This window comes from Blautia glucerasea (genome assembly GCF_020537505.1).
Taxonomy (GTDB): Bacteria; Bacillota; Clostridia; order Lachnospirales; family Lachnospiraceae; genus Blautia_A.
The window spans coordinates 202,891-219,134 of the sequence record NZ_JAJBMO010000003.1; the positions used below are offsets into that span (position 1 = coordinate 202,891).

A 16,244-nucleotide genomic window follows, 5' to 3' on the forward strand; every position below is an offset into this window, starting at 1 on the left:
GAGACCAGTTATGGAAAGCAAAGATTTATTTCAGATCGGCGAAGTAGCCCGGATGTTTCATCTAAGTGTCAGCAGCCTCAGACATTATGAAGCCATGGGGCTTCTGGTTCCCGAGGTGACGGATCCGGAGACTGGCTACCGCTATTACAGCACCCGCCAGTTTGAGCCGCTGAACACCATCCGCTACCTGCGGGCCCTTGACATGCCGCTGAACGAAATTGCGGATTTTCTCCAGAACCGTGACCTTGATAAAATGGAGGAAAAGCTTCAGCAGCAAAAGGAAATTGTTATAAAAAGGGAACAGGAATTAAAGCGGATCGAGCGAAAGATCGGCAACCGGTTAAATCAGCTAAAGGATGCCAGAAATTCTGTGCTGGATGTGATCGCGCTTACAACAGCCAGGGCCTGCCGCCTGGTATGGATGGAAGATAACCTTACTATTAAAGAGTTTGTTGACATGGAGACACCGATCCGAAAGCTGGAACAGAAGCAAAAAGAGGCGCTTATTTTTCTGGGAAAGGTAGGGGTTGGCATAGCTGCGGAACAGCTGCTGAAAGGGCAGTTCCAGCAATACAACGGGATTTTTCTTCTGCTGGACGAGGAAGACCAGTACGATGGAACTGTGATCCACCTTCAGGAAACGCCATGCGTTTCCGTCCGTTTTCGCGGCAGCCACAAAGAAGCACCTGCCCAGTATGAAAAACTGATGAATTATATTCAGGAACATAATCTTAAAGTTGCCGGTTTTTCACGGGAAATTACCATGATCGATTACGGCCTCACCAATGACACTGAGAAATTTGTAACGGAGATCAGTATTCCGGTGAAAGTATCCTGATATGTCCGCTGCAATTGTCAGAAATCTGGACTTGGGTTTGCAGGTGAAAGTAAAAACCTCCTGCATAGTATAAATAAAAATATACCATGCAGGAGGTCTTTTTTACGCGGGCAACGAGCTAAAGTCTATGCTTGCATGAGGCTCTGGCGACTGCCGTGATAACTTATCATTCCTGGAATTTCGGATCCTTCAGCAGATCCTCATAAAGCTCTTTATAAATAGCCGGGCGGAAATCTGTTTTTCCATCAATCAAGGAGTTTGGTTCAAACTTTTCTCTGGTTGCAAGGGTAAGATCAATGGTTGCCGTGTACATTTTTGCCTGGATTGCACGCGGGTCTGTAAATGGATAACCGGCAAAATATTCTGCTTCCCAGAAATTGGTGCTCGGCCCGATAATACTGGAGCCGCCCCAGAAAACATTGTATTTATCAGTTCCTGCAAGGTTTGCAGAAACGATATAGATCTGATTGGTAATGCAGCCGGCTTCCAGAGTGGTGGAGCCAAGAGCAATGCCGTGGCATTTGGCAAGTGCGGTACAGTTGATATACAGGCGGCAGCCCTTTGCAGCATAATATCTCATCAATTCCTGGAAGCAATAGGAGTCATAGCAGATGGCCAGACCAACCGGTCCCCACGGAGTATCAAAGATGAAAGGCTTGCTGCCTCTGGTTGCCCAGTGTGGTTCTGGATAAGGAAGATGGATTTTCCGGTAAGCACCGATCACACCTAATGGTCCGCAGACACAGGCAGAGTTATAAATGGTAGAAGGATCCTTTTCATCCCGCTCCGGCATTCCGAAAGCTACATAAATGCCAAGCTTTTTCGTTAATTCTGCAATTTCCAGGGAAGAAGGTCCTGGTACTAATTCTGCCAGATGGGACTGCATCTTATCTGGTTTTGCTTTTTCTTCCTCATCATCATAACCGGTCAGGGCCATCTCCGGAAATACAACAAGATTGGAGCCTTCCGCTGCAGCGGCTTCAATATAACCTTTCATTTTATTCAGATTCGCTTCTTTGTCACCCCAGATAGCATGAAATGCAACAGTTGAAACTTTGATAACGTCTTTCATAATCATTAGCTCCCTTCGTAATCTTTTGAAAATTTGATGAAATAAGTTCCGCCGGTAGAATTCTTTTTCTTACATAAAAAGAGAGCACGAAGATGATCATTAAGTACATCTTCGTGCTCGATGACTGCATTATAGTCCTGGGATTTCGCATTGTCAATCATTTTTTTGAAATAAATCATATTTTTTAACAATTAAGAACAGAAACGGAAATTAAGGCTGAAAATAAATACTGGCTTGAGAATCTTTTCATTTTATGTTACCATTTTTATATCTTTAAGCAGGGAAAATCTGTCTCTGCCATAACCAAAAGGAGACCAGCGTATGAAAAAAATATTAAAAGTCCTTGGAATCATATTAGGAGCAGTTCTGGTTTTGCTGGGCGGATATCTTATTTATCTGTTTGCAAGCTATCACCGCATCCCGGATAATCAGCAGCTGGAGGTAGAAACGGCCAGAAATCGTGAAGATACGGAGGAAAATAAACTTACCACAGACACAGAGTATTCAGCGCTGACCTATAATATTGGTTTCGGTGCATACACTCCGAATTTCAGCTTTTTCATGGATGGAGGAAAATCCTCCTGGGCGAAGAGCAAGGACAGTGTTCTGGAAACGGTGCAGGGGGCAGGGGCGCTGGCAGCTTCTTATGCTCCGGATTTTGCCATGATCGAGGAAATCGACCTGGATTCCACAAGAAGCTATCATGTAGATGAATATTCGATCTTAAAAGATCATTTCCCGGATTATTACTATGTATTTGCCCAGAACTATGATTCTGCTTTTTTATTTTACCCATTTACCCAGCCACATGGCAGCAGCAAGTCTGGAATCGGCCTGTTTTCCAGATATCCGGTAACTTCAGCCCTTCGAAGAAGCTTCCCGGTATCCACCTCTTTTACCAAGTTTTTTGACCTGGACAGATGCTACAGCATTTCCAGGGTTCCGGTAGAAAATGGGAAAGAGCTGGTAATTTTCGCATTACATATGTCTGCTTATGGAAACAGCGATGAGATCCGAAAAGGACAGATCGGTATGCTGGCTGCAGATATGGCAAAAGAATACGAAGCAGGCAATTACGTGCTCTGCGGCGGTGATTTTAACCATGATCTGAAGGCAACAGAAGAAGATACTGGTAAAAGAGAATCCTGGGCTTATCCATTTCCACGGGAAGAGCTCCCAGAGCATTTTTCCTTCGGGATTGACCTTTTCACCCAGGAAGAACGTGAAAATCTCTGGAACAGTGCCAGAAATGCAGATATGGAGTATGTACCAGATGTGACCTATACCGTCACTTTGGATGGCTTTGTTATTTCAGACAACATTGAGTGCACTTCATACGAGGACATCAATACCGGATATTCCTATTCTGACCACGATCCGGTTTATATGAAATTTAAATTAAAAGATTGATACCTGATAATTACAGCTTCTTTTGGAATGGAGAGGCTGTTTTTATCTTTCATCCCTTTTTTTAACTTCAAAAATATATTATAATGATACCCGTATAGAAAAACTAAAAGTTGTTCGTGTTTGCACAATAAGACGATATATCATTATAATTATATAGATTACAGAATCGAGAGTTGGACAGGAATTATTTTATCATGGAAAACGCAAAAAATGAAAAGAAGGAAAATAAAATTCACTCTATCCCCATCGGTCACACCTACCTATGCATAGATTTAAAATCCTTCTATGCCTCTGTAGAATGCCAGGAGCGTCACCTGGATCCCCTTACTACCAATCTGGTAGTAGCTGATCCCTCCCGTACCTCTAAGACCATCTGCCTTGCAGTTTCCCCTGCATTGAAGGCATACGGCATTTCAGGACGGGCGAGGCTTTTTGAAGTAGAGCAGCAGATAAAAAAAGCCAATCATATGCGTCAGCAGCATGCACCAGGTCATAGATTTACTGGTACCTCCTGCAATTCAGACCAGCTTTTTGCCCATCCCGAGTATGCCATTGGATACGTCACGGCGCCTCCAAGAATGTCACATTACATGGAAAAGAGTACTCAGGTTTATCAAATCTATCTAAAATACATTGCCCCGGAAGATATCCATATCTATTCCATTGATGAGGTATTTATTGATCTCACTTATTATCTTCCTGCTTCCGGCAGATCCGCCCGTGATTTTGCCCGTGAAATAATCCTGGATGTGCTGGAGACTACAGGGATTACCGCTACAGCTGGAATCGGAACCAATCTTTATCTGGCAAAGATTGCCATGGATATTGTAGCCAAGCACATTTCGGCAGATGAACACGGTGTCCGGATCGCAGAATTGGACGAGATGAGCTATCGGCGCCAGCTGTGGAATCACCATCCCCTCACGGATTTCTGGCGGGTAGGAAGAGGCTATGCCAAAAAGCTGGAAGAGAACGGACTTTTTACCATGGGAGATATTGCACGTTGCTCCATTGGAAGACCAGGGGATTATTATAATGAAGAGCTTCTGTATAAGCTGTTTGGAATTAATGCAGAGCTCCTGATCGACCACGCCTGGGGATGGGAGCCTTGCCAGATTTCCCACATCAAAGCCTACAAGCCAGAAGCCAACAGCATTTGCTCCGGGCAGGTTCTTCAATGTCCATACACGGCGGACAAGGCGCGGCTGGTGGTACAGGAAATGGCAGATATGCTCACCCTGGATCTGGTGGAGAAGAAGCTGGTGACAGACCAGATCGTACTTACAGTAGGCTATGACATTGAAAATCTGACAGATCCGGCAATACGGATGTGCTGCCACGGACCAGTTACCACAGATCATTATGGCCGTCAGGTCCCCAAACATGCCCATGGCACAGAGAACCTTAAGAGCCAGACCTCCTCCACGAAATTGATCACAGAGGCTGTGATGCGTCTGTATGACCGGATCATAAACCCGGCATTGCTGGTCCGCAGAATTTACCTGACTGCCAATGACCTGATTCCGGAAGGGGAAGTGAGGCAGAAAGAAACCTGGGAGCAGTTGGATCTTTTTACAGATTATACAGCCATAGAAGAGCAGAAAAAGGAAGATACCACCCTTCTGGAACGGGAAAAGAAAATGCAACAGGCCATGCTGGATATTAAGAAAAAATTCGGAAAAAATGCCATTCTGAAGGGAATGAACCTTCTGGATGGAGCCACTGCAAAAGACCGGAATGGTCAGATCGGTGGGCATAAAGCGTAGGGAAAACAAGGAGGGGAACCTTATTATGCCAGCATTACATGAATCCCATAAATACGACGACATCATAAATCTGCCCCACCATGTGTCAGGATCCCATCCGCAAATGGACATCATGGACCGGGCTGCCCAGTTTTCCCCCTTTGCGGCTCTTACTGGCTATGAAGCCGCAGCCAAAGAGACTCAGCGGCTAACACAGCCCAAGGTGGAACTGGATGAATCAGAGAAGCAGCTTCTGGACGAAAAATTTCATCAGCTGGAGGCGGAGCTTTCCAAGGCACCCGTGATAACCATTACCTATTTCATCCCGGATAAAAGAAAAGAGGGCGGTGCCTACCGCACCCTCTCCGGGAAAGTAAGGAAAATCGACTATTTCAAAAAGACGATCCAGATGGAGCAGGGCGAGTTGCTGCCTTTTGATGATATTTCAGATATTCAATTATAAGGAACATAAAAAATAGACAAATTTCCCAGAGTATGGTACTATGGGTTCATTCACGCTAAAGATGAGGAGTCAGGTTTGGATTATGGAAAGAAAAACAAATCGAAAAACGATCAAACTGCGTACCGCACTTGTTTTTTGCGTTACTTTTGTTGTTGCAGTGATATTTGTCAGTATTTTAATTCAGAACCAGATTAAGGAAGAGAAGCTGAAAGCTGCCTATACAGCGGAATCCACGGTAAACCGGATCGAATCCCAGCTTGACCAGTATCTGGTTGCCTCTGACTTTCTGAAAAATATTGTAGAAAATGGAAATACGCTGGATGATCAGACCTATTCTTCCCTGTGCAAGCTTTTACAGGACGATGCTCATGTAGTGGAAGCCTTTGAACTGGCGAAGGATGGGAAGGTGTCCCAGGTTTATCCCCTGGAGGAAAACGAAGAAGCCATTGGCCTTGATATGTTTACCCATCCAGAAAGAAAAAAGGAAGCCAATCTGGCCAAAGAGAGCGGCCAATATACCATTGCCGGACCTTTTGAACTGGTACAGGGAGGTACCGGCGCGCTGCTTTTTGATCCTGTGTACACAAAAGATTCCAATGGAAACAAACAGTTCTGGGGATTTTCCCTGTTGGTTCTGAACTGGGATAAATTTGTGGAGAAGCTGAATTTGGATTCTCTGGAAACAGCAGGTTACAATTATCAGATCTGGAAGCACAATATGAGTACGGATGAGGATGTGGCCATTACCCAATGTAGCAATGTAAATCTGCAATTTGCCCTGGAGGTTGCCTGTGATGTGCCAAATGATACCTGGTATGTAGAAATTTCCCCACACAACGGCTGGATCTCCAGTTTAATCCTATGTGGATACTTTTTCTTTGCCTCTGCTTTGGCGGCCCTGGTATCCTTTGGATACTGGCAGTTTGAGCAGCAGCGCTACAAAGACAGGATTTATGCACACAAAATCGAAAAAACAGCGGAAAAAGCCCGTCTTGCAAATGAGGCCAAGACTCGTTTTCTCTTTAATATGAGTCACGATATCCGGACACCTATGAACGCCATTATCGGTTTTTCAGAGCTTCTGGAAGAACATTTAGATGAGCGGGAAAAGGCAGCAAACTATATTCAGAAAATTAGAGCTTCCAGTGAGTTTTTGTTGGCACTGATAAACGATATGCTGGAAATGGCAAGAATCGAAAGTGGGAAAGCCACTTTAAATCCGGCTCCGATAAACTGCCGAAAGCTTATGAAATCCCTGGAAGCGGTTTTTGAACCAGCTACCACCAAAAAACAGCTGGAATATTCCTGTGCGTTAAGTATAAACCACGATTATATTATATGCGATGAGACGAAGGTACGGGAAATAATCCTGAATATTCTTGGAAACTCCGTAAAATACACTCCGGATGGAGGAAAAGTTTCCTTAACTGTGACAGAGCTGCCTTCAGCAAAAAAAGGCTATGTTTCTGCCCGCATTGTGATCGAAGACACTGGAATCGGAATGAGCCAGGAATACCTCCCCCATATTTTTGAGGAATTTACCAGGGAGCGGACCAGTACAGAGAGTAAAGTAGTAGGAGCCGGCCTTGGCCTTCCCATTGTAAAAGCCCTTATAGAATTAATGGAGGGAACCATCCAGGTGGAGAGTGAGCTTGGAAAAGGAACCAGGACTACCATTGAATTGCCATTCCCCATTGCTACAGAAGAACAGATTGCATCTTTACAGCATCAGCCAGCAGAAGCTGAAAAAACAGCTTTCATAAGCAGACGGATTCTTCTGGCAGAAGACAATGATCTGAATGCAGAAATCGTCATCACGCTTCTGGAAGAACATGGCTTCCAGGTGGAACGGGCAGAGGATGGCCAGATCTGCATCAATATGCTGAAAACAAAGCCAGCAGATTATTATGATCTGATCCTGATGGATGTCCAGATGCCAAATAAAAACGGCTATGAAGCCTCCAGGATCATCCGTGAAATGACAGGCCCCAAATCCCGGATTCCTATCATTGCCATGACTGCCAATGCCTTTGACGAAGACAAGAAGAAAGCCATGGGGGCCGGAATGAACGCCCATATTGCAAAGCCCTTTGACATTCAGATATTGTTGGATACAATGGAGCAGCTGATCTCGAAAAAAGTATGATTTTGGCTATCTTGATATTGGAAAAAGAAAAGTCTTGACAAATAAACGACCGCTTACTATATGTTTTCATAAAATCGAGCGAAGCGAAGATTCCAAAAGGTGGGGAGTGTCCCGCTTTTGAGGCGAATGCCCGGTAGTATATATACTTCCTGTCCCTGCTATTCTTAGCTCTCAGGTATTAAATACAAAAATGATCTGGAAAAATAACAGACCATTTTTTAATAGCAATTTTCTATCAAAAATATACAAATTTTCTATCAAACATTATTGACATGTAAAAAACTTCATGGTATTTTTGCTTTTGAAAAAAGAAATCATTTGAAGGCAAATCTGCTGAAAAGCAGGGACGCAAAGCCAAAAGGAGCTAAAGTCAGAAAGTTTGAACAGAAGAGATTCCGATACCTTTTATACTATATAGATGTGTGATTTTAAAGAAATATAGTAGGGACACTGGCAGATTTTGGCAAGTGTCCTTTTTGTATGCAAAAATGGGTAACAAAACTAGCAGGGACAGGTTTTCTGTATACAGATAAAAGCAGGATGAAGAAGGCATAAGACGGAGAGAGGACTTTTATAAAATGAAAAATTATGAAGACAAAATATATTCATTAGGTGAGACTGTAACGGGGCAGACACAGGCCATGTCACAGGCCGTACAGAAAACACTGGAAAATAATGGCGGGGTAGGTATAATGACAGGATCTTATGACCAAAACCTGTCTATTTTGTCTGTGAATAATCTGCTGTTGCATAGTACAGGATATACATTCGATACTTTCATGGAACAGACAAAAGGTTCATTGAGAAACTTCTTTTATGACGAGGAAGATATACTGGATCGAGACCGTTTTTTGCAGCTTCACGGAGCAGGGGAAGCACAGATCCTTACAGCAGACGGTACAGTGAAAAATGTACGGCTTTGTAAAGAGGATGCGACAGATGAGGCGGGCAGACAGATCTGGGTTATGTCCGTACAGGTCAACTGGGATCATGTAAATTTGACACTGCTCAATGAGGCTATCTGTTCCGGCTTCTGGTATTTTGACTGTGACGAAAACAGTGAGATTGTGAATGCAAACTGGAGTCATGAATTCCGAAAAATGCTTGGCTATCATGACACTCTGGACTTTCCGAATAAACTGGAATCCTGGTCAGATCTTCTGCATCCACAGGATAAAGAAAGAGTAATGGTGCAGCTTCAGGCGGCAATTAAGGATAAGACGAACCAGATAAAATACCAGGTAGAGTATCGTATGAGAATGAAGGATAATCAATACCAGTGGTTTCGGGCATCGGCAGAAGTAATACGCCGTCTGGATGGTTCTGCCAGCAGGATTGCCGGGATTTTTATTAATATTGATGCGGAAAAAAAAGAGGCCATGCAGGCACAAAAATCTGCTGCTTTCCACAGGGCTTTTACGAAAGCAGACCTGTGTGAGTATTATGTGAATCTGGAAGCGAATACTTTTGATACCTTTAAGGTTGAACCGTCCCTGATGACCGTCTTTGAACAGAGTTATACGTGGGATGAATTGATCCGGCATTTTGTGGATTCCTATGTTGTGGAGACAGATAAGAAGGCGGTATCCTCTTTTTACGACCGTGGTTATATTGCAGAAAGGCTGAAGGGTCTGGAAACCGAATTGGCTTTGGAGTGCCGTATCATTCTGAATGGAGAAGAACGATGGGTCCGCAATGTGGTCATACGTGGCGAAATAGAGGATTCAGAATATGCCATGATCTTTCTGCGTGATATCACCGAGGCAAAGGTAGAGAGCGCACGGCATCTGCAGATGGCAGCGGATAATGCTTCCATGGAACAGCTGATTCAGAGTATTGTGCGTCTGGTTGACCGCTTTGTTGTCTGTGATCTGGAAAATGACAGATATGAATTCTACAATCTGAATGGACAGATAATATATAAACCTCTGGGATTTTATCATGATTTTCAGATGCAGGTTCTTGAAAAATATAAGACACTGGAACCATTGGAAGCTATAGATATCCTGATAGCCCCGGATAATATTCGGAAAAAACTGAAAAGTGAAAATGATATTTATAAGTTTGAGTATTGCAGCCTGGATGAAAAGACTTATAAAATCGCTTCTTATATTCCCTTGGAATGGAAGAATGGAAAGCTTGTAAAGGTATTGCTGGCATCCATGGATGTGACACAGGAGAAGAAAGCAGAGATTGAATCTCGTCAGGCACTGAAAGAGGCTTACCGGTCCGCAGAAAATGCAAATCGTGCGAAAACAGAATTCCTTTCTAATATGTCCCATGATATCCGGACACCAATGAATGCCATTGTGGGTCTGACGGCAATCGCAGGAGCAAATGTTGAGAGCCAGGACAGAGTCATTGAATGCCTCAGCAAGATCACAGAATCAAGCCGCCATCTGCTGGGGCTGATCAATGAAGTATTGGATATGGCACGTATTGAAAGTGGAAAAATGACACTGGCACAGGAAGATTTCAATCTGTCAGAGCTGGTAGATAATCTTATTACACTTACGAAACCGGTGCTTGATGAACATAAACATAATTTTGATATACACATCAATCATATTGAACATGAGGCTGTCTGTGGTGACAGCTTGAGGATTCAGCAGGTATTTGTGAATCTGATGAGTAATGCGATCAAGTATACACCGGATGGCGGGAATATTATTTTTTCCATAGAGGAAAAGCCAAATGGATTTTCAGAACTTGGATGCTATGAATTTACGATTGAGGATAATGGGATCGGTATGTCACCGGAATTCCAGAAAATCATGTTTGATCCGTTCAGCCGCGCGGATGACCACCGGACAACCAGAGTCCAGGGAACTGGTCTGGGAATGGCAATCAGCAGAAATATTGTGAACCTGATGAATGGCACTATTAAAGTGGACAGTACCTTGCACAAGGGAACTAAAATCACAGTAACAATTTATCTGGAGCTTCAGGAAAAAGAAAAAGAACAGGACAAAAATCTGATGAATCTGCCAGTTCTGGTTGTGGATGATGATAAGACATGCTGTGAAAGTACAGTTGCCACACTGAAGGAAATCGGTATTATGGGTGAATGGGTTCTCTCTGGCAGGGAAGCGGTTGAGCGCTGTTATGCACGGCATGAGTTGAAAGATGATTACTTTGCTGTTATTTTAGACTGGAAGATGCCGGATATGGATGGCATAGAAACAGCCAGACAGATTCGGAAGCGGATAGGAAAAGAGATCACCATCATTGTACTGACATCCTATGAATTCAGCGAAATTGAAGAAGAAGCAAAGGCGGCGGGCATAGATGCTTTTATTGCAAAACCGCTGTTCCGTTCCCGGCTGACGGCTACACTGCGGCAGTTTACTTCAGGAAGGAAAGAAAAAACAGCGAGAAATTATCTGGAGAAGCTGTCAGAATCAGACTACACGGGAAAAAGGATTCTGCTGGTTGAGGATAATGAGTTGAACAGAGAAATTGCTGGTGAAATTTTGCAGATGACAGGGGCAGAAGTGGAAACGGCAGAAAATGGGAAAATTGCAGTTGAGAAAGTGGAAGCTTCTCCGAAAGGTTCGTATGATCTTATTTTTATGGATATCCAAATGCCTGTTATGAATGGTTATGAGGCAACAGCGGCAATCAGAAGTCTTCCGGGTGAAAAGGGAAAACTGCCTATTGTTGCCATGACTGCCAATGCTTTTGCAGAAGATGTACAGCTGGCAAAAAATACAGGCATGAATGAACATATTGCGAAACCGCTGGATATGAATAAGCTGAATGCTGTTTTGAAAAGCTGGCTGTAATTTCTTCTCAATTATTAAATTAATGATTTTAAAGTGATTCAGGCAGCTGCAATTGGAGAATTCACAAGTCTGGATGGAATTGAATGGCGAAGCTTATCTGAAAGAGCATTGGACAAACTTGAAAATGACCCCCAAAAACTGGATACAGCATTGGATGTTTGAACAGGAATATTCGATTTCATTGAACGATAAAAATGGCCTGGATGCGGCATCGTCTATTCTGACTACAGTAAGAGAAGAAAATAATGCACAGCTGGCTTTTGCGCCATACTACTATTTCACTTCTTCTATTTATGAAGGATCAGGCGATAACAGAAGAAGAGGCAGATTTGCTCAAGAAAAAACTTGATGACGAAGAACAGGGAGTCGAATTTGTTGAAGGCGATAAATCTTACTATCTGGGATATTGTCCGATAGAAAGTAACCATACCATGTTGATTTGTATTGTACCAAAAAGTGTTGTTGATAACGTGCTGAAAGATTACCAGAAGACGGTATTCTTTTTAACAATAATCATGGTAATTTTTATTCTATTACTCTTTGCCGTTTTATTTTATAGTCTTTCCAGACTTAGTATTGCGGATCAGAAAGCAGCGTATGAGAAAAGAAACAATGAACTCCAATTACAGTCAATGAGGGAAATGGAAGAAGCCAATGAAAAACTGAGAAAGGCGAAGAATATTACAACGGAAGCATTACAGACAGCTGAAAATGCAAATAAGGCGAAAACAGATTTCCTGGCCAATATGTCACATGATATTCGTACACCTATGAATGCAATTATTGGCATTACGTCTTTGATCCGACATGATGCAGACGATAAAGATAAAGTCACAGAATATGCAGATAAAATAGACACCTCATCACAGCATCTGTTAGGAATCATTAATGATGTTTTGGACATGAGTAAAATCGAAGCAGGAAAGACTGTTTTTAAGTATTCAGTTTTTGCTATTCAAGATTTTATACTGGAGCTTGATACGATATTTCGTTCACAGGCAGAAAAAAAGAATCAGAGTCTGACCATCACAAAGAAAAATATTCAGCACGAATGCGTGGAAGGGGATCAGGTTCATCTGATGCAGATTTTCAGTAATCTGTTGTCTAATGCAGTAAAATATACTCAGGAAAGCGGAGCCATTCAGTTTTTAATAGAAGAATGTGATACAAATTCTTCTGTCTATGCGAAGTATCGCTTCCTGGTCAGTGATAATGGCATGGGAATGTCAGCTGATTTTAAAGATAAAATCTTTGATCCGTTTACGCGTGCTGAAAGTTCTGTGACTAATAAGATACAGGGAACCGGACTTGGAATGGCTATTACCAGGAACCTGGTTGAGGCAATGGGAGGTACCATTAATGTAGACAGTGAACTGGGACAGGGAAGCTGTTTTGAGGTTCTCATAGATCTGAAAATTGCAGAAGATAGAACAGTTGCTTTGGCGGCACAGGCAGAAAAAGACGAGCAGGATGGTAATATCCTGCAAGGAATGAGGTTCCTGTGTGCAGAGGATAATGAACTGAATGCGGAGATACTAAAGGAACTGTTAAAGATAGAGGGTGCAGAGTGCAGAATCTTTGAGAACGGTGAAAAGGTATTAGAGGCATTTGAACAGTCTGACCCAGGGGATTATGACATGATTCTGATGGATGTGCAGATGCCGGTTATGAATGGCTATGAGGCAACGAAAGCAATCCGCAGAAGTTCCCATGAACTGGCAAAGACGATCCCTGTTATTGCCATGACTGCTAATGCATTTTCTGAGGATATTCAGCGTTCTCTGGAAGCTGGTATGAATGCACATGTTTCAAAACCGATTGAAATGAAGGTACTGGAAAAGACAATTAGAAGCATAAAATCCGGCGGGGCACCGAAACGCAGATCACTGAATAGTGATAAATATTTTTTTAATACCCTTTAGGAATAGAAATAAACCTAAAGGGTATTTTCCTCTTAAGCGACATACAAGGGAGGGTTTGGTAGTTTCTATCTTAAGAGGGAAGCTTCCTGGTTGCAGTAAATACATCTATATTTTCCACTGGAGGACAATTTGAAGATGTGCTCGCAGTTTGCTTCCGTACTGGTAATGCAGCGGGGATTTTTGCATTTGATTACATTTTTTAAAGTTCTTGGCGGAACAGGATGATATTTTTTTACCACCTTTCCATCACGAATTACGATCAAAGTGACTCCATCATTTAAATAACCAAGGACTTCAAGACGCTCAGGCTCTGTAAGCCCCTCTATTTTAATCAGATCTTTACAGCCGTATTTTTCACTTCTTACGGACTGCAGTAGGGCAATGGACTGCTTCTGGGAGTCCAGTTCCAATAGCTTGTAAATATCCATTCCTTTTCCAGCTGGGATATGGTCGATCACAATTCCATTTTGGATAGATTCAATCTTTAACATTACAGCACCGTCCTTCCTGTCAGCGGATCCGGGATTTCAAGCAGCGCCATAATAAGTGCCATACGGATATATTTTCCGTTTTGTACCTGGTCAAAATAAGCGGCTCTTGGATCCTGATCCACATCTGAGGCAATCTCATCCACCCTTGGAAGAGGATGGAGAACCGGCATATCCGGCTGTGCCAGATTCAGCTTCTCGCGGTTTAAAATATAGGTATCCTTTAACCGGACATAATCTTCTTCGTTAAAGAAACGCTCTTTCTGAACCCTTGTCATATAGAGTATGTCCAGTTTGGGAAGTGTTTCCTCCAGGCTGGTAACCTCTTTGTAAAAAGAATGGTTAGGCTTTAAGGTCTCTTCAATTACGTAATCCGGGATTTTAAGCTCTTCCGGGGAGATGAAGTAAAACTCATTTTCTGGATGACGTACCAGACTGTTTACAAGGGAATGTACGGTTCTTCCAAATTTCAAGTCACCGCAAAAACCAACTGTCAGGTGATCCAGATGACCTTTTCTCTGGCGGATGGTCATAAGGTCGATTAATGTCTGGGTAGGATGATTATGTCCACCATCCCCGGCATTGATTACCGGCACTGTGGCATACATGGAAGCGCGAAGGGGAGCGCCTTCCTTGGGATGCCGCATTGCAATGATATCTGCATAGCAGCTTACCACCCGGGCAGTATCGGCTACCGTTTCTCCTTTTGTGGCACTGGACTGTTCAGCACCTGCAAAGCCAAGGGATTTTCCGCCAAGGCTTAACATGGCAGATTCAAAGGAAAGACGGGTTCTGGTACTTGGTTCGTAAAAAAGAGTGGCAATCTTTTTCCCATCTGCCACATGGCTGTACACTTCTGGACTTTCTGCAATGCGGTCAGCCAGATCCAGAACTTTTGTAGTTTCTTCAAGGGTAAAATCAAGTGGATCGATCAAATGTCTCATAACCAGGCTCCTTTTGTTAAAAACTGATCCCGTCTGGCTCCGACGGAAATAAACTGGATTTCATGGTTCAGAAGCTGCTCCAGGATACGAATGTAAGCTTTTGCATTCTCCGGAAGCTCTTCATAGGTCCGGCAGCCCGAAATATCGCATTTCCATCCTGGAAGCATTTCTACTACAGAGGTATAACTATCCAGTTCATCCATAGGATCAAAATCGGTTACTATAACACCGTCACGTTTATAGCCTGTGATCACAGGAATCTCTTTCATGGAACTTAAGACATCCATTTTTGTCAACGCGATCTTATCTGCATTCTGGCATTTTAACCCATAGCGGCTGGCTACGGCATCAAAGGGACCTATCCTTCTGGGACGACCGGTGGCAGCACCATATTCACCGCCAGCTTTCCGCAACGCTTCTTCCCAGTCATCGGACATGGCATGTTCTGCCACAAAAGGACCTGCGCCAACACAGGTGGAATACGCTTTTAAAACGCCAATTACGTGATCCAGGGATTTTCCAGGGATTCCGGCACCAATGGGACCATAGGCAGAAATGGTAGAGGAACTTGAGGTATAGGGGAAAATACCGTAATCAATGTCCCTCATGGCTCCAAGCTGGGCTTCCAGTACCACCTTTTTGCCCTCTGACACTGCCTGTTCCAGATATTCCCCGGTGTCTGCAATATAGGGACCAAACAGTTCAGCCTGTTCCTCACACCAGGTAAGGAGTGCAGGGTAGGACATTGGCTCCTGATGATAACAGCCTGCAAGCTCCAGGTTCTTTGCCACCAGCATGGTTTTTAATCTGGTTTTTACGGAATCCTCTTTTAAATGAAGGAGATCTCCCAAGCGAAGTGTTTTTTTACGGTACTTGTCACTGTATGCATAGGCGATTCCACGGCGGGTAGAACCAAAGGCACTTCCTGTCTTTGCAAGTCTGTTTTCTTCTAACTCATCCTGCACCTTATGCCATGGCATGGAGACCGTAGCACGTTTTGAAAGTTTCAGATGATCCGGTGTTACCCGGATTCCTTTTTTCTCTATTTCATGGATTTCCCGGGAAAGATGTTCCAGGTCAATCACCATTCCGTCCCCGAGGACGCACACCACACCTGGATGTAAAATACCAGAGGGGAGAAGATTTAAAACGAATTTGCCCTGGGTGGTTACCACTGTGTGACCTGCATTGTTTCCGCCCTGGTAGCGGACAACCACATCTGCCTGCTCTGCAAGAAGATCGATCACACGTCCTTTTCCTTCATCGCCCCAGTTAATACCGGTTACTGCTGTAAGCATTTGTTCCTCCTTTGAAAACTGGTCGGGCTGCTGTTTTCCTATTACAATAAACCGCATTTTGCCCTACAACAGCGTTCTTTTTTGTTCGAGTACATAATACGCTTGACGTAGAAATAAGTAAAAGCTATAATTG

At 43.4% G+C, this 16,244-nt stretch carries 11 protein-coding genes, 1 pseudogene and 1 riboswitch; of the genes and pseudogenes, 8 read left to right on the forward strand and 4 right to left on the reverse strand.

All coding sequences use genetic code 11. From position 1 onward, the window contains the following. The first annotated feature begins 10 nt into the window (after nt 1-10). Nucleotides 11-838: a MerR family transcriptional regulator gene (locus LIQ05_RS04125; RefSeq protein WP_226818853.1), complete on the forward strand. Its 828-nt coding sequence runs from the start codon at nt 11-13 to the stop codon at nt 836-838. 166 nt (nt 839-1,004) lie between these two features. On the opposite strand, the gene LIQ05_RS04130 is transcribed toward LIQ05_RS04125, so the two are convergent. Continuing rightward, nucleotides 1,005-1,910: a carbon-nitrogen hydrolase family protein gene (locus LIQ05_RS04130; RefSeq protein ID WP_226818855.1), complete on the reverse strand. Its 906-nt coding sequence runs from the start codon at nt 1,908-1,910 to the stop codon at nt 1,005-1,007. 321 nt (nt 1,911-2,231) lie between these two features. On the opposite strand from LIQ05_RS04130, the gene LIQ05_RS04135 reads away from it, so the two are divergent. The 7 genes and pseudogenes from LIQ05_RS04135 to LIQ05_RS04165 form a co-directional block, all read left to right on the forward strand. Continuing rightward, nucleotides 2,232-3,320, forward strand: coding sequence for an endonuclease/exonuclease/phosphatase family protein (locus tag LIQ05_RS04135; protein ID WP_226818857.1), 1,089 nt, complete (start codon nt 2,232-2,234; stop codon nt 3,318-3,320). Nucleotides 3,321-3,514: 194 nt separating this feature from the next. Then, a complete protein-coding gene (locus LIQ05_RS04140; RefSeq protein WP_226818859.1) occupies nt 3,515-5,086 on the forward strand; it encodes a DNA methylase in 1,572 nt (523 codons plus the stop codon). Nucleotides 5,087-5,111: 25 nt separating this feature from the next. Beyond that, nucleotides 5,112-5,528, forward strand: a complete 417-nt coding sequence (locus LIQ05_RS04145) for a YolD-like family protein (protein ID WP_226818861.1) — start codon at nt 5,112-5,114, stop codon at nt 5,526-5,528. An 82-nt stretch (nt 5,529-5,610) separates the two neighbouring features. Next, on the forward strand, nt 5,611-7,674 hold the full coding sequence (locus LIQ05_RS04150; RefSeq protein WP_226818863.1) for an ATP-binding protein: 2,064 nt from the start codon (nt 5,611-5,613) through the stop codon (nt 7,672-7,674). A gap of 313 nt (nt 7,675-7,987) precedes the next feature. Then, nucleotides 7,988-8,074: riboswitch (cyclic di-GMP riboswitch) on the forward strand. 178 nt (nt 8,075-8,252) lie between these two features. Beyond that, nucleotides 8,253-11,459 (forward strand): response regulator, encoded by a 3,207-nt coding sequence (locus LIQ05_RS04155; RefSeq protein WP_226818865.1) that lies wholly within the window; start codon nt 8,253-8,255, stop codon nt 11,457-11,459. Between the two features lie 73 nt (nt 11,460-11,532). Continuing rightward, entirely contained in the window at nt 11,533-11,808 is a 276-nt protein-coding gene (locus LIQ05_RS04160) for a hypothetical protein (protein WP_226818867.1), read from the forward strand. Then, nucleotides 11,738-13,381 (forward strand): annotated as a pseudogene (locus tag LIQ05_RS04165) (hybrid sensor histidine kinase/response regulator); the annotation flags it as partial. The gene LIQ05_RS04160 and the pseudogene LIQ05_RS04165, both read left to right, overlap by 71 nt. Before the next feature lie 65 nt (nt 13,382-13,446). Here the strand turns inward: LIQ05_RS04165 and LIQ05_RS04170 are convergent. The 3 genes from LIQ05_RS04170 to LIQ05_RS04180 are packed head-to-tail and all read right to left on the reverse strand — an operon-like array spanning nt 13,447 to nt 16,111. Beyond that, entirely contained in the window at nt 13,447-13,872 is a 426-nt protein-coding gene (locus tag LIQ05_RS04170; protein WP_148462559.1) for an aspartate carbamoyltransferase regulatory subunit, read from the reverse strand. Continuing rightward, a complete protein-coding gene (gene pyrB / locus LIQ05_RS04175; RefSeq protein ID WP_173773246.1) occupies nt 13,872-14,813 on the reverse strand; it encodes an aspartate carbamoyltransferase in 942 nt (313 codons plus the stop codon). Before pyrB ends, LIQ05_RS04170 begins: the two co-directional genes overlap by 1 nt. Beyond that, nucleotides 14,810-16,111, reverse strand: a complete 1,302-nt coding sequence (locus LIQ05_RS04180) for an adenylosuccinate synthase (RefSeq protein ID WP_226818869.1) — start codon at nt 16,109-16,111, stop codon at nt 14,810-14,812. The genes pyrB and LIQ05_RS04180 overlap by 4 nt, the downstream gene beginning before the upstream one ends. Between the last annotated feature and the right edge of the window lie 133 nt (nt 16,112-16,244).

What these genes read in the sequence shown, in the direction of transcription:
- LIQ05_RS04125 (WP_226818853.1), top strand. Translation starts at nt 11, where the DNA reads ATGGAAAGCAAAGATTTATTTCAGATCGGCGAAGTAGCCCGGATGTTT.
- LIQ05_RS04130 (WP_226818855.1), bottom strand. Translation starts at nt 1,910, where the DNA reads ATGAAAGACGTTATCAAAGTTTCAACTGTTGCATTTCATGCTATCTGG.
- LIQ05_RS04135 (WP_226818857.1), top strand. Translation starts at nt 2,232, where the DNA reads ATGAAAAAAATATTAAAAGTCCTTGGAATCATATTAGGAGCAGTTCTG.
- LIQ05_RS04140 (WP_226818859.1), top strand. Translation starts at nt 3,515, where the DNA reads ATGGAAAACGCAAAAAATGAAAAGAAGGAAAATAAAATTCACTCTATC.
- LIQ05_RS04145 (WP_226818861.1), top strand. Translation starts at nt 5,112, where the DNA reads ATGCCAGCATTACATGAATCCCATAAATACGACGACATCATAAATCTG.
- LIQ05_RS04150 (WP_226818863.1), top strand. Translation starts at nt 5,611, where the DNA reads ATGGAAAGAAAAACAAATCGAAAAACGATCAAACTGCGTACCGCACTT.
- LIQ05_RS04155 (WP_226818865.1), top strand. Translation starts at nt 8,253, where the DNA reads ATGAAAAATTATGAAGACAAAATATATTCATTAGGTGAGACTGTAACG.
- LIQ05_RS04160 (WP_226818867.1), top strand. Translation starts at nt 11,533, where the DNA reads ATGGAATTGAATGGCGAAGCTTATCTGAAAGAGCATTGGACAAACTTG.
- LIQ05_RS04170 (WP_148462559.1), bottom strand. Translation starts at nt 13,872, where the DNA reads ATGTTAAAGATTGAATCTATCCAAAATGGAATTGTGATCGACCATATC.
- pyrB (WP_173773246.1), bottom strand. Translation starts at nt 14,813, where the DNA reads ATGAGACATTTGATCGATCCACTTGATTTTACCCTTGAAGAAACTACA.
- LIQ05_RS04180 (WP_226818869.1), bottom strand. Translation starts at nt 16,111, where the DNA reads ATGCTTACAGCAGTAACCGGTATTAACTGGGGCGATGAAGGAAAAGGA.